General features: G+C 70.7%; 12 protein-coding genes and 1 other RNA gene. 1 reads left to right on the forward strand and 12 read right to left on the reverse strand.

The window, feature by feature from the left end; genetic code table 11:
• Window positions 1-57: 57 nt before the first annotated feature.
• The 9 genes from ADL03_RS42005 to ADL03_RS42045 form a co-directional block, all read right to left on the reverse strand.
• Window positions 58-1,464, reverse strand: coding sequence for an RNB domain-containing ribonuclease (locus tag ADL03_RS42005; RefSeq protein WP_157529748.1), 1,407 nt, complete (start codon window positions 1,462-1,464; stop codon window positions 58-60).
• A gap of 23 nt (window positions 1,465-1,487) precedes the next feature.
• A complete protein-coding gene (locus tag ADL03_RS42010; RefSeq protein WP_053739239.1) occupies window positions 1,488-1,682 on the reverse strand; it encodes a hypothetical protein in 195 nt (64 codons plus the stop codon).
• The gene (locus tag ADL03_RS42015) at window positions 1,679-2,095 is read right to left on the reverse strand and encodes a hypothetical protein (protein WP_197289131.1); all 417 of its coding nucleotides are present in this window, start codon (window positions 2,093-2,095) and stop codon (window positions 1,679-1,681) included. Before ADL03_RS42015 ends, ADL03_RS42010 begins: the two co-directional genes overlap by 4 nt.
• Before the next feature lie 75 nt (window positions 2,096-2,170).
• Window positions 2,171-3,172 carry a C40 family peptidase gene (locus tag ADL03_RS42020; protein WP_053739241.1) on the reverse strand — a complete coding sequence of 334 codons (1,002 nt, stop codon included), beginning with the start codon at window positions 3,170-3,172 and terminating at the stop codon, window positions 2,171-2,173.
• Window positions 3,173-3,175: 3 nt separating this feature from the next.
• The gene (locus ADL03_RS42025) at window positions 3,176-3,775 is read right to left on the reverse strand and encodes a hypothetical protein (protein ID WP_053739242.1); all 600 of its coding nucleotides are present in this window, start codon (window positions 3,773-3,775) and stop codon (window positions 3,176-3,178) included.
• 16 nt (window positions 3,776-3,791) lie between these two features.
• Window positions 3,792-5,651 carry a hypothetical protein gene (locus tag ADL03_RS42030; protein ID WP_053739243.1) on the reverse strand — a complete coding sequence of 620 codons (1,860 nt, stop codon included), beginning with the start codon at window positions 5,649-5,651 and terminating at the stop codon, window positions 3,792-3,794.
• A complete protein-coding gene (locus ADL03_RS42035) occupies window positions 5,648-8,503 on the reverse strand; it encodes an ATP-binding protein (protein ID WP_157529749.1) in 2,856 nt (951 codons plus the stop codon). Before ADL03_RS42035 ends, ADL03_RS42030 begins: the two co-directional genes overlap by 4 nt.
• Window positions 8,478-8,948 (reverse strand): hypothetical protein, encoded by a 471-nt coding sequence (locus ADL03_RS42040; RefSeq protein WP_053739244.1) that lies wholly within the window; start codon window positions 8,946-8,948, stop codon window positions 8,478-8,480. Before ADL03_RS42040 ends, ADL03_RS42035 begins: the two co-directional genes overlap by 26 nt.
• A 3-nt stretch (window positions 8,949-8,951) precedes the next feature.
• The gene (locus tag ADL03_RS42045) at window positions 8,952-9,230 is read right to left on the reverse strand and encodes a hypothetical protein (RefSeq protein ID WP_053739245.1); all 279 of its coding nucleotides are present in this window, start codon (window positions 9,228-9,230) and stop codon (window positions 8,952-8,954) included.
• Window positions 9,231-9,646: 416 nt separating this feature from the next.
• On the opposite strand from ADL03_RS42045, the gene ADL03_RS42050 reads away from it, so the two are divergent.
• Complete coding sequence (locus ADL03_RS42050; protein ID WP_197289132.1) at window positions 9,647-9,910, forward strand: hypothetical protein; 264 nt, start codon at window positions 9,647-9,649, stop codon at window positions 9,908-9,910.
• Window positions 9,911-9,962: 52 nt separating this feature from the next.
• Here ADL03_RS42050 and ADL03_RS42055 read toward each other — a convergent pair whose 3' ends face one another.
• From ADL03_RS42055 to rnpB, 3 genes are all read right to left on the reverse strand, one after another.
• Window positions 9,963-11,549, reverse strand: coding sequence for a DUF6345 domain-containing protein (locus tag ADL03_RS42055; protein ID WP_053739247.1), 1,587 nt, complete (start codon window positions 11,547-11,549; stop codon window positions 9,963-9,965).
• A 160-nt stretch (window positions 11,550-11,709) separates the two neighbouring features.
• Window positions 11,710-12,834, reverse strand: a complete 1,125-nt coding sequence (locus ADL03_RS42060) for a threonine synthase (protein ID WP_053739248.1) — start codon at window positions 12,832-12,834, stop codon at window positions 11,710-11,712.
• A 17-nt stretch (window positions 12,835-12,851) separates the two neighbouring features.
• An RNA gene (gene rnpB / locus ADL03_RS42630) (RNase P RNA component class A) lies at window positions 12,852-13,236 on the reverse strand.
• Between the last annotated feature and the right edge of the window lie 87 nt (window positions 13,237-13,323).

Below are 13,323 nucleotides of genomic sequence, written 5' to 3' on the forward strand. Positions count from 1 at the left end.
TCGCCACCACCACTACCCCGCGCACGCGGGGATCGTGCGAAAGGTCCCCGCGTGCGGTCAGGCGGCGGTGAAGCGGACGCGGCGTGTTGTGGGGTCCGCCTCCGCCAGGCGGACGCGGACGCGTTCGCCCTCGGGCAGCCGCTTGCCGGCGCACTTGGCGAGGACCGGGGGTGAGGAGACGAAGACGTCGGCCTCGGTGTCGCCGGAGCGCAGCACCACGGCGTCGAACTCCTGGCCCACCCGGCCGGCGAGCACCCACGCCTCGACCTGGTCCACCGACGCCCGTTCCACCTTCGCGGCCAGCGAGTCCGAGGCGCCCATCAGCGACGGCAGTTGCGGCAACGCCTCCGCCAGCCACGCGGGCAGCTCCTGACCGGCCGTCACCGCCAGGCACACCTCCGTGGCGAACCGGTCGACCAGGCGGCGCAGAGGCGCGGTCACGTGTGTGTACGGCGCCGCCACGCCCGCATGCGTCACGACCTCGGGCACCGATCCGTTGAACGCCGTGTACCCCGCACCGCGCAACAGCCGCGTGGCATCGGTGAACAGCGCCAGCGCCTCCGGCTTCGACGCGTCCAGCCCGGCCAGGAACGCACCCGGCGACAGGTCGGCGGGCCACGGCACGCCCAGCGCCGCGGCCGACTTCCGCAGCGACGCGACGGCCTCGGCGTCCGGGTCCGGCAACGTCCGCAGGATGCCGGTCTTCGCCTCCAGCATGATCGACGCCGCCGCCATGCCGGTCATCAGCGAGATCTCGGCGTTCCACGCGTCCACCTCGGCCCGCGGCCGGGCCACGAGCTGCCAGCCGTCGCCGTCGGGCTCGACCTCCTGCTCGGGCAGCTGCAGCTCGATCGCCCCGCGCTGCAGCGCGAGCTCGCGGCGCAACGGCCCGAACTCCGCCAGCGCCGCCACCGACGGGTGCGGGTCACCTGCGTCGAACGCCTTCTGCACCGACGCGTAGTCGAACTGCGCGATCGACCGCACCAGGGCCCGCCGCACCTCCACCGCGGTGGGCACGCCGTCGGCCGAGCACGTGAACGTCCACAGCACCGCCGGCCGCACGACCCCCGGCAGCAACGACGCGGCGCCCTCCGACAGCACGGTCGGGTGCAGCGGCACGTTGCCGTCGGGCAGGTAGATCGTCTGCCCGCGCTGCCGCACCTCCGCGTCCAGCGCACCGCCCGGCGTGACGAACAAGCCCAGGTCGGCGATGGCGTAGTGCACGACGAAACCGGCGCCGGAGCGTTGCACCAGCAGCGCCTGGTCGAGGTCCTTGGCGCCGGGCGGGTCGATCGTCACCAGCGGCAGGCCGGTGAGGTCGGGGCGGTCCCCCGCCGGACGGGAGACCGCCTCCTGCGCCTCGGCCAGTGCCGCGGCCGGGAAGTCCGGCCGCAGCCCGAACTCGGTGCGGAGGTCGTCGAAGGACAGGTCGGCAGGACCTGTGCGGATCACCAGGGAGGCCACCCGCACAGCCTAGGGACCGCTGATCAGTCCTCGTCGTCGCCGCGCCACTTCTTGTCCGCCTCGTCGGCGCTGCGGGTGCGTTCGCGGGCGATGTCCAGCGCACGGGCGGCGGTGGCCTCGTCCGGGTAGGGACCCATCCGGTCCGGGCCCTTGCACCCCTTGCCCTGCTCGACGGTCTGGTGCGTCAGGCAGTAGTACCAACCGCTGTTGTCGCTCATACGCGTTCGCCTCCCAAAGGCGCCGGGAATCCCCGCGGCGGCGTGGACTGGTTGGCGTTGGCGTACTCCGACGGGATCGGATCCAAACACGAGACCAGCACCGTGCGGTCCTCCGCGTTCTCGATCTTACGTCCGGAGCGGTCGCGGTAGACCAGCGAACCGTCGGAGTCGATCTCCATGATGGCGCCGACCTCGGCCAGCTGGTCCTCGTCGAGGTCGGCGAGCTTCTCGTAGCGCGAGGGCACCACCCGGTAGACCGGCCAGTTCAGGTGCGCGTAGGTCCGGTGGAACTCCGCGAGCAGGTGGACCAGGTGCTGCTGCCACGGCAACGGCATCGCCTCGGCCAGCGCACGCGGGATCACCACGTAGTCGGGGGACACACCAGGGGCACCGGCGGCCATGTAGTCACGCACGGGTGTGCTCGACGCAGGTGGTCCGGAAGGCCTCGGAATGGGGTCGTGGTTGAACATGCAGCGCCTCCCCGCGATCTACACGCCCGGCCGGACGGCCATCGGCATCAGCTCGTGATAGTTCCAGTTGATCTTGCTGATCTTCACGACGTCGCCCGTCTGCGGTGCGTGGATGTACTCGTCGCCGCCGAGGTACATGGCCACGTGGTGCACCGAACGGGGGTCGGCCGTGTTGTACGCCCAGAAGATCAGGTCCCCCGGCTGGGCGTCGCGCACCGGCAGGTGGGCGCCGCCCTGCTCGTACTGGTCGTTCGCCACCCGCGGGATCTTGACGTTGGCCGCCGCGAACGCCTTCACCAGGATGCCGGAGCAGTCCCAGGCGTCCGGGCCGTTGCCGCCCCACAGGTACGGCTCGCCGAGCTGCTGCTTGGTGAACTCGATGGCCACCCCCGCCGCGTTGGACGCCACGAGGAACTCGCCGGCGCCCGCACCGCAGCCGGCCGGGTCGCTGACCTGGCCGAGCTCGCTGAGCAGGAAGGCCGCCATGGACTCCCAGTTGTGGTACCGGTCGGGGAACGCCGAGCGCTCCACCGCCTGCGCCGAGTCGCCGGGCCTGCGGTTCTCCCAGTCCGGCACCTTCAGCAGCACGTCGTAGAACTTGTTGATCGCGTAGGTCGGGTCGACGACCTGGGTCTCGGTGCCCCAGCCCATCGACGGGCGCATCTGGAAGATGCCGAGCGAGTCGCGGTCGCCGTAGTTCAACGGGCGCAGCCCCGACTCGGTCATGCCCGCCTGGATCGCGATCTGCCACGCCAGCGGCGGCAGCTTGCGCTCCTGGCCGATGGAGATGATGCGCGCGACGATGTTGCGCTGTTCGTCGTTGAGCCGCGAGGCGTCGTGCCGGCCCCTGTCGCCACCGCCCGCGTCCCACGGGCCGATGGCGGCGTTGCAGCTCATCCGCATCACGCCGGCGGCGCCCGCCCCGCCGCTCTGGTTGTTGATCACCTGCGACACGCCGGACGTCGCGACCACCGTCACGATGGCCACGATGATCGCTCCGACGACCAACATGACGCGCATGGCTCAGTCCGCCTTCGTGTAGCTGTTGACCCGCCACTCGTTGCTGGGCGAAAGCTTGATCAACGTGATGACGACCTTGCCGGAGTCGGTGCCGACCCGGAAGTCGGCCGACGACACCGTGGACCGCACCGGGGCGACCTTCTCGGTGATCTTGTCCGGCACGTTCTTCGGGTCGATCGTCGCCATCTGCGCGAGGAACTCCTCCGTCGTGTACGGGCGGAGGTTCGCGAGCCACTTCTCGACGTCGTTGTTGGGCGGCGGCTTGATCCAGTTCTCCGCCCACAGCTCGGCGACCAGCTGCGCGTCGGCCTGCGGCGGCGCCGCCTGCGCGGAGTTGGACGGCGGCGGCAGCTTGGTCGGCAGCGACGTGGCGCTGACGGGCAGCTGCCCGACCTGGGTCGGCTGCACCGAGGCCGACGTCTGGCCCGCCGCCGACGGATCGGCCGGCCCGCGGTCCAGCAGCTTCGGGATGATCACACCCAGCGCCACCACGAGCAGCACGAAGATGACGATCGACGCGCCGAGGTGGCGCGGGGAACGCATCGGCCAGCCCCACAGGCTGCGGTAGACCGCGGCGCGGCCGCGGTTGGTTCGGATCGGCACCTGACGTCCCCCTCCCTCAGTTGTCGCGGACTTCGAAGCCGCGCGACGGCCGGTAGATCACGTGCACCGGACGGCCCGCGACCACCTCGGTCTCCGCGCGCCGCGGCTCCTGCACCGGCGCCTGGTAGCCGGTGGACCGCGACGGCACCAGCACCGCGTCGTCCACGCGGTCCCACTGCCGGTCGGTGACCGGTGGGCTGTCCACCACGCGCGACCGGCCGACCGGCAGCGCCGCCGGGCCCGATCCCGCGGGCAACGCACCGGAACGCACGCCGTTGTAGCCGTCGCCGCTGGAGCTGACCTGGCTCGGCGCACCGCGGTCGAGCCGCTGGGCGGTGGCCACGACCGGGTTCGACGCCTCCGGGCGCACCCGTCCGCGACCGCGCTGCGGCACCTCGTCGCCGTCGCCCTCGCCCTCGCGCACCGAGTCCCAGAACTCGTCCTGCGGGGTCGGCCCGGCCTGCTTGCGGCCGCGCAGCCGCGACAGGATGCCGCCCTGCATCGGCAGGACGTTGCTCGCGGAACCGACCGACATCTCGACCATCTGCCACATGCGGCGCAGCGGTTTGCCGATCACGAAGCACACGAGTGTGAGCATCAGGCCGAGCAACGTCCTGGTCAGCAACGACAGCCCGGTCGCGTTGAAGATCGCCTGCAGCAGCAACGCGTGCACGCCCGCGAGGACCGCGAGCACCAGCACGTTGAACACCGTCACGGCGGCCGCGCGGGCGACCTTGCGCAGCAGGTCGTGGTGGATCAGCGCGACCAGGCCGATGAGCGGGCCGGCGAGCGTGAGGATGCGCAGCAGCAGCTGGGCCAGCAGCACCGCGGCCTTCGCGAACAGCTGGAACAGCGAGAACGCGACCGCCTGCAGCAGCGAGAGGAACCCGGCGCCGGTGCGGCTGCCGTCGGTGCCGTCGAAGTAGCCCTTCGCGGTGCCGAGCTGACCCTCCAGCGCGATCCACTCGGCCTTCTTCGCGCTCAGGGCCGCCTGGTCGGCGTCCTTGTGCTCGGCGATCTCGGCCGTGGTCCACGCCTGGGCCTTGAGGATGCGCGGGCCGTACTCGACGGCCTGCGGTGCCTCGGGCGTGCCGAACGCGCCGCGCAACCAGCTCTGGTACACCACGGCGTCGTGCAGTTTCGTGGGCAGCACGTGGAGCGTGCCCTGTTCCTCGGGGGCCTCGATGAAGCCCGCCTGGATCTCCGAGGTCTTGGAGACCAGCGTGTTGTCGAGGAGGTTGTAGAACTGCGGCAGCGCCAGTGTCGAGGTGGCGAGCCACATCGCCGCCAGCGCCCACAGCCCGCGTTTGGAGATCGCGGCGAAGTCGCCGGTCCAGATCTGCCGGAACATCAGGATCGCGAGGATCAGCGCCACCAGGCCGAACCAGCGCAGGTAGACGTTGTCGTAGACCTTCTGCACGCCGTTCTTCACGGCGTCGTCCAGCGGCACGAGCAGACCGCGGCCCATCACCGTGTAGTGCAACGCGTTCGTGGCGCCGACGATGTTCTTGCCGACGCTGAACAGCTCGTTGCCCGCCCACGTGTCGATCGTGGCGTTGGCGTTCGGAATGGTGCAGCTCTTCTGGTAGTAGTGCCAGACCATGCCCGCGTAGCCGTAGTCGAGGTACGCCGAGCCCGGCAGGCCGTTGCCGACCGGTGGGTCGAGCGCGCCGACCATGCCGGCGCCGGGCCGTTCCGGGTTCGGTGCCTCGCCGCAGTTCTGCGCGTGCGCGGCCGGGGCACCCAGCACCACCTGGAGGGCCAGGATCGCCGACACGAGGCCGATCGACCTCGTGCGCTGGGACACGCGCAGCCCGAACCGCCGCCTCGCCCAGAGCAAGGCGGCGACCGAGAGCACGATCGCCAGTGCGGTCATGCGGCGCCGTCCCGGTGGCGGTTGGACCCGTCACCGTGGCCCACCAGGTGGGCCTCGTCCTCCGTCAGCCCGAGCTCGAGGTCCGCGGCGAGCTCGTCGTCGATCTCGTCCGGCACGTACGCGGGTTCCGGCACCGACGACACCGCCTCGTCCTCGCCGCCGGGAAGGGCGTCGCGGCCGCGCTTGGCGTCCGGTGTCGTGTCGAGCGAGTTGCGCAGGTGCTCCAGGTGCGGGCCGCTGAAGTCGATGCGGATCCGTTCCACGCCACCGGCACCGTCGCCGAAGATGAACTGCCGCGGCGCGCGGTCGCGTTCGGTCGCGGTGCGCGCCCCACCGGGACGGCGGCCGAGCGAGGCCACGACCTGCTCGTAGCCCGCCCCGACCGGGACCTTCAACAGCCGCAACGCGTCCGCCTGCGCCTGGTCGTCGTCGAGCCGGCCGACGAAGACCGAGTCGAGCAGCGCCACGAAGCCCTGGATGCGCAGGAAGTCCGCGGGGATCTGCGACGACAGCAGCACGCGGACGTTCCACTTGCGGGAGTCACGCGCGAAGCGGTTCATCAGCACGCGACCGGTCGGGACCTCGGAGAGGAAGAACGCCTCGTCGATCCAGACGCCCTTGCGCTGGTCCTTGGGTTTCTCGTAGATCGACCGCTGGGTGAGCCACGCGGCCAGGTTCAGCATCTCGACGCCCAGCGACTCGGCGTCGGTCCAGTGCTCGCGGCCGACGCCGTCCTTCGGCAGGTTCAGGCCCGCCATCGTCAGCACGGTGAGCCGGTCGTCGCGCGCCTCGTTGTACGGGTCGGCGTTGGCCTCGGGGATCAGCAACGACATGCGCTCACGCATCTCGTCGAGGAAGTCCGCGACCACGACGGCGTGCTCGTGGTGCTCGGACGCGTCACGGCGCAGCGCCTCGAAGACGAGACCGGGGTGCGCGTCGAAGCGGCCACCGACCGTGCGGACCGCGCGCAGCAGCACGATGCGCGTCTGCGGCAGGCGGGCGACCTCGAACGGCAGCAGGCCCGTGAGCACGTCCAGCACGAGCCGGCGGCGGGTCGCGGCGGCGAGCGCCTTCTCCCGGCGCCACGCCCGTTCCGGGTCGTCCTCGTCGAGGAAGTGCTCGATCATCGGCTCGGCGACCACCCGGTACGGGTTGAGGATGCCGGGCTGGGCGTTGAGCAGGTTGATCGGCCGGGCGTACGGGCGCAGCTCCGGCAGGTCGCACAGCGCCGCCAGCGGACCGGACGGGTCGAGCAGCGTCCAGTGCGCGCCGGCCCGCAGCGTCTTGTAGACGATTCCGCCGCCGAGGAACGACTTGCCGGCACCCAGGCCGGCGACCATCGCGGTCAGGCCGGAGGCGTCGCGGAGCTCCTGGGCCATCCACGGGTCCCAGGCGACCGGGCGCCGGGTGGCCGTGACGGTCTCGCCGAGCAGGATGCCGCGGCGGTCACCGACCTCGGCCGTGGCCGTGGGCACGGCGGACGCGGCCCACAGCACGCTGCCCCGCCGCAGGTACGCGGCGCTGGACAGCGGCTCGCCGGGGATGAACTCGCGGGCGATGGCGTACTGCGCCTCGGGGTGCTCGATGGCGATCTTCGGCTTGTAGAGCTCCAGCAGCTGCTGGGCCAGCCGCAGCGCCTCGCGCTCGGTCGGGCCGGACACGGCGAGCCGCCACCACGAGCGGACCCTGGTGCCCAGCGCGGTGAAGCCCGACGTCATCTCGTCGTCGATCTCCAGCACGCGCCCGGCCTGGCGGGCCAGCGACTGCGGCGGTTCCAGCTCGTGCTCGTCGGTGTAGTGGCGGACCTGCGAGCGCACCTTGCTCATCTGGCGCGAGAGCTCGCCGGACACCTCTTCGGGCTTGCGCACGTAGATGCGGGCCGACCACTCGACGGAGGCGGGCAGGCGGTCGGCGCGCTGCACCCACGGGTCGTCGACCTCGGGGATCTGCAGGCCGTGCATCAGCCCGACGGTGAGCACCGCGACGTGCCGCTTGATGCCCGCGTTTGAGCCGGTGCGGCCGCGCACGGTCACCGTCGGCGAGTACGGCTCCTGGTGGAAGTCCGCGGCGTCGGTGAAGCTGGCCAGGTCCTCCGGTTCCCACGCGGCGCCCGGCACGGCGGGCAGGTTGCGCGGTGCGGGCAGGCCCAGCGAGCACGACCGGTGCATCAGCCAGGACATCTCCTCGGCCGTCGCGGGACGGCCTTCGAGACCGGCGGACCCGATGACCTGGTCGAGGTGCTCGACCTCGGAGTCCAGCGCCACCAGCTCGGCGTCCACGGCGTCGGGGAAGACCTTGCGCAGCACCGGTGCCGCGCGTTCGACGGCGCGGTCCATCATGTTGCGGGTCTGCACCTGGACGCCCAGGTAGACCTCTTTCTCCGCCATCGAGCGGCCCATGAGCTGCTGCTGCTCGCCGACCATGTAGTCGTCGAACGTCAGCGTGCCGGGGGTGTCCGGCAGGCGCTTGACGGCGTTGTGCACGTGCGCCTCGGCCCACATGCGGATCGGGTACGGCCGTGTCGTGACGCGCAGGTGCATCCAGCGGCCCTGCAGCTCGGCGTACTGGCCGGCGATCGCGGCGATCAGGTCCTGGCGCTGCGAGTCGCTGCGGAACGACCAGCGCTGCGGGGCGAGCCGGTACCAGGCGTAGACCTCTTGCCCGGTGCGCAGCAGGTGGCCGTCGATGCTGCGGGCGCTGATCGACGGGGTGTAGCTCGGCACGGCCTGCTCGCCGGGCAGGCGGCGGCCGCGCTTGGAGTAGACCCGGTCGTGGTCGCGCGGGTCCGCGGCCGCGTGCTGTGCGATGTGCTGGGCGGAGCGACGGTCACGGTCTCGCCGGCGTCCGAACACCGCGAACCTCCTTCTTGCGCGTGGCTGACGTCCGGCGGTTCTGGGCCTGCTGTCTCGCCCGTTGTTTCTTGCTCAACTTGGGACGAGGCCGCTGCGGGTTGACCCGGATCCGGGCGGCGCTGGCCGCTCCGCCGGTGCTTGCCGTGCGTTCTCGAGGTGCGGTGAGCTCGCGGACCCACATCGACATGACGGCCGTGAGAGGCCTCTCATGGCTGATCCGCGCCGTGATGAAGCGGGTGAGGAGGATCGTGGCGACGAGCGCCCAGGCGGTCGAGAAGAACCCGAACCCGATGCCGACCTGGCGCTCGATCGTGAGTACGACGAGGAAGACAACGATCCCGACGCCCCACGCGACGTATCGCGCGCGCCAGGGGAAGGTCGCTTTGGGCGGGCCGAGCCAGACGGCGTCGACCCGGTAGACCTCGTCGTCAGTGCGGACCCGCACGGATCAGCCTCCGACGAACAAGCCGGCGAGCCACTTGCCGATGTTCGCGCCCGCGTCGGTCGTGACCGCGAGGCCGATGATGGCCAGCGCGACGATCACACCACCCAGGCGGCGCATGACACCGGCGTTGTCGCCCTTGCCGCCACCGAGCCACAGCAGCAGCAACGCGACGGTCAGCAGCAGCAGCGGGACGATGTTCCCCAGGATCCAGTCGCGCACGTTGCTTGTGCCCGGCACCGTCGGCTGCTGCTGAGCGAGTGTCACCAGGTCCATGGCGGTCATTAGGTACTCCAGAGTGCGCTCGGGCTTGCGCTACGAGTAGAACACGAGATCGTCACGTCGTGTGAAGCAACTGAAGCGGGCTGTAGATCATCCGGGCGTTCCCCCTGCGACGAATTACGTCTAATCTGGCCGACACATCATCACTGAGGAGACGTCAGTGGGGAACACCAGGACCAAGATTCTCTCCGTCGCTGGCAAGGTTCACCCGACTGCGAACGCCCTGGTCACACACAGTGCGTGCGTCTCAAACATGCGCACGTGTCCACCCCATGTGAACGCCCTGATCGGCCGGTTCGCGGCCCCGTGAGGTGCCCGGCCCGCAGGGACGACTCCGAGGAGATTCGCCCATGACCGAACCTGACCTCGTGCCGGACGGAAGTGTGGACGGAATCACAGCCTCCCCTAGTGCTCCAGGCGTGAACCAGCCTACCGGGGACAGCCCGCAATCCCGGCGCCGGGTCCAGCGGACGATCAACTTCGACCGGTCGGTGCTGGAGCGGGCCCGTGCGGCGGCGACGTACCTCGGCTCGTTCGAGCCCCAGGCCGAGGTGCGGTCGCTGGCCGACATCGTGAACCCCGCTGTCCTGGCGTACGTGACAGAGCTGGAGGAGCTGTACAACGGCGGCGAGCCGTTCCACCCGGTGCTGCGGATGCCGTCCGGGCGGCCGTCCAAGCGCTGAGCACGGCGAAAGGCCCGGCGACCGAAGCCGCCGAGCCCTCACCGTCCAGTCCCTACGAGGCGCCGCGGATGCGCCAGAACATGCCGGTCGAGGCGTAGTCCGGGCCCACGGAGCCCTTGCCCCAGAAGTAGTCGTTGAAGTTGCCGTACCCACCGGTCGAGGGCAGGTACACGCCCATGGTCGCCCATTCGACCGAAGGCGGCTGGGTGTCGATGCTGGCCTGCGCCCACGCGTCGCGGACCTTCATCGGCTTGTTCCACCACAGGAACGGCGAGCGCCACATGTAGTGGCCGAACTTGCCGCCGTGGTTGGCGGAGTTGTAACTGATCGTGGTGAAGCTGTTGATCTGGTGCAGGCCGCGGAAGGCCTGGCCCCAGCGCTGGCCCCAGGACTGGCCACCGGTGCTGGTCTCCAGGATCTGGCAGGTGAAGAGGCTCATCCACTCGACGTCGTTGTTGCCCCAGCGCGCCTCGGTGTTGGCGAGCTTGGTGTCGTTGTGGCTGGAGCAGCCGGTGAAGTAGAAGCCGGTGCCGGAGCCGTGGCCCTGCCAGTAGGTCAGGTCGACGTCGTCGGCCCAGTTCGTGTCGTCACCGCCGGCGGACGCCGGGTCCTTGAAGTCGCTCTCCCAGGCGTTGTGGTCGAGCCAGCTGAAGTCGCGGGTGATGCCGTGGCTGCTCGCCTCGCTGTTGAACGTGCCGATGTTGGCCGCGGTGTTGGGCAGGCCGGCGCAGTTGCCGGTGCCCTCGCTACCGACCTGGGTGCCGCCGGCCTGCGCCTTGAACTGCTGCTCGGGGCGCGGGGACTGCGGCGGCTGCGGCACCGGCATCGCGGCGCCGACCGCCGCGGGCAGGGTGATGGCCTGCGGGGCGCCACCGTCGGCGGTGCGGCCGGTGCAGCGGAACGACGGCTCGACGCGGTCGACCTTCTGGTCGAGCGCCGGTGCCACGTAGACGTAGGCGACCTCCGGCTTCACCTCGGCACCGAGGTACTTCTGGCACAGCTGCAGGCCGTAGCCCAGGTCGTTGACCTTGACGCTGCCCGCCTTCTCGAACGTGCGGGCGGCGTGGCTGACCGACGTCACGCCCTGCTCGTCGAACGCGACGCGGATGTTCGCGCCCTCGCCCTCCAGCGGGATGCCGCCGAGCTGGAAGGTGTAGGAGACGGACGTGTCGATGTTCTGGGTGAGCGCGGTGCGCCCGTTGGCGTCTGCGAGCTCGAACGTCGTGTACCGCGCGATGGGCGTGGCGTTGTCGGGCAGCACACCGGCGGAGCGCAGCGCCTCCTGGACGCGCTGGGCGGCCTCGTCGGCCGGGATGGCCTTGATCCGCTTGAGCGCTTCGAGGTCGAGTGCGGTCTGGGTGGTCTCGTTGCCGTCCTCGTCCGGCCTGCCCTGTCCTTTGTCGACGGTGGGCACGCGGAGGTAGCGCTGCTCGTCGGCGAACGCCACCTCACCGCTCTCGGACCGCGCGATGTCCTTGAGCCCCAACGCTCTTTGCAGCCTCTGCGCCTGTTCCTGGTCGAGCCCCGTGCCGGTGACCCCGTACACCGGCAGCTCCGGTTCCGCGGCGAGACCGGTCCCCGCCGCCCCCGCGGTGATCAGGCTGGACAGGGCCAGCACCACGGTCAGCTTGCGTCGCATCGTTCGTTTCCCCTCCTCGGTGGAGACGGCCGACTGCAGGGGCCGACCGTCTGACAGGAGGATCGGGGCGGTGCGTCCGTGATACCGACCGCGGCGGGCCGGGCCGGACGCACCACTCGAACGGCCGCACTTCTGTAACGCGCCTTGGGGTCGCGGGTACTTAGAGGCGGGCAGCTGGGTATTTGATGCCGGCACCGGTGTTGAGGACGACCACCTCGTCGCCGGCCCGGATCCAGCCGTCCTCGCGCAGTGCCTTGACGGCGCTGAGCGTCGCGGCGCCCTCCGGGCACAGGAACACGCCCTCCAGCCGTGCGCATTCGACCCGGTCGGCCTCGATCCGCTCGTCGCTGACGGCGACCGCGGTGCCGTTGGTCTGCCGGAGCGCTTCGAGGATGATGAAGTCCCCCAGCGGTTTCGGCACGTTGATGCCGAACGCGCTCGTGTGGGCACCGTCCCAGAAGACCGACTCCTCCGCGCCCTCCACGAACGCCCGGACGATCGGCGCGCACCCCGTCGACTGCACCGCGACCAGCCGGGGCAGCTTCTCGCTGATCCAGCCGAGCTCGCGCATCTCCTGCAACGCCTTGTAGATGCCGATGAGGCCGACACCGCCGCCGGTCGGGTAGACGATCACGTCGGGGACGCGCCAGCCGAGCTGTTCGACGATCTCGTAGCCCATCGTCTTCTTGCCCTCGACGCGGTAGGGCTCGCGCAGGGTCGAGGCGTCGAACAGGTCGACGTCGGCGAGCGCCTGGGCGGCGTCGGCGATGGTGCCCGGCACGACCCGCAGCTCAGCGCCGCTCGCCAGCACCTCCTCGCGGGTGATCAGCGGGGCGTCCTGCGGCATGGCGATCACGCTGCGCAGGCCGGCGCGGGCGGCGTACAGGGCCCAGGCGGCGCCCGCGTTGCCGTTGGTCGGCATCTTGATGCCCTTGATGCCCAGCTCCTTGGCCTTCGCGACACCGACCGCCGCGCCGCGGGCCTTGAACGAACCGGTCGGCACGAGCGACTCGTCCTTCATGATCACGGTCGTGCCCAGGACCCGGCTGAGCGCGGGCAGCGGCACCAGCGGCGTCATGCCCTCGCCGAGGCTGAACAGCGGGTCGGGCGAGAACACCGGCAGCACACCGCGGTAGCGCCACAGCGAGTTCTCGGCCGTCGGCCGCGTGACGCGGGTCAGGTCGTAGCGGGCCAGCAGCGGTGACGCGCAGGAGTGGCAGAGGTTCTGGACGGCGTTGGCGTCGTGCTCACGGCCGCACCGGGCACACTCCAGATGAGAAAGCATGCGTCCATCAATACAGGCGGATGAGCCGGCATGTAAGCCGGATCCTGTTCACGGAGCTCACGCCCCGATCGGCGGCCATCCATCTGGGCCTGCCGTTGCCGACAGGCTCTAGCGGCCTACCCGCGAGCATCGGGCGGGCCGCCCTCGAACGCTCGCGCAGACGCTTGCGCGCCCTCCTGGCCTTGCTCCGGGTGGGGTTTACCTAGCCGCCCCAGTCACCTGGGGCGCTGGTGGTCTCTTACACCACCGTTTCACCCTTACCCCGGCCTGGTAGGGCCGGGGCGGTCTGTTTTCTGTGGCACTGTCCCGAGGGTCGCCCCTGGTTGCCGTTAACAACCACCCTGCCCTGTGGAGTCCGGACTTTCCTCGACGGTCACCCGCCGCGGCCGCCCTGCCGACTCATCCGCGTCCACCAGGATATCCCAGCGGCTGGGAGCGGTTGTCCACCGGTCCGGACGTTGCTTCACTCGACGCATGACACGACGTCGC

This window comes from Nocardia sp. NRRL S-836, assembly GCF_001279525.1.
Classification (GTDB): domain Bacteria; phylum Actinomycetota; class Actinomycetes; order Mycobacteriales; family Pseudonocardiaceae; genus Lentzea.

Excerpts from the sequence above, each read along its gene's own strand:
- ADL03_RS42010 (WP_053739239.1), bottom strand. The coding sequence starts at position 1,682 with ATGAGCGACAACAGCGGTTGGTACTACTGCCTGACGCACCAGACCGTC.
- ADL03_RS42020 (WP_053739241.1), bottom strand. The coding sequence starts at position 3,172 with ATGCGCGTCATGTTGGTCGTCGGAGCGATCATCGTGGCCATCGTGACG.
- ADL03_RS42030 (WP_053739243.1), bottom strand. The coding sequence starts at position 5,651 with ATGACCGCACTGGCGATCGTGCTCTCGGTCGCCGCCTTGCTCTGGGCG.
- ADL03_RS42045 (WP_053739245.1), bottom strand. The coding sequence starts at position 9,230 with ATGACCGCCATGGACCTGGTGACACTCGCTCAGCAGCAGCCGACGGTG.
- ADL03_RS42055 (WP_053739247.1), bottom strand. The coding sequence starts at position 11,549 with ATGCGACGCAAGCTGACCGTGGTGCTGGCCCTGTCCAGCCTGATCACC.
- ADL03_RS42060 (WP_053739248.1), bottom strand. The coding sequence starts at position 12,834 with ATGCTTTCTCATCTGGAGTGTGCCCGGTGCGGCCGTGAGCACGACGCC.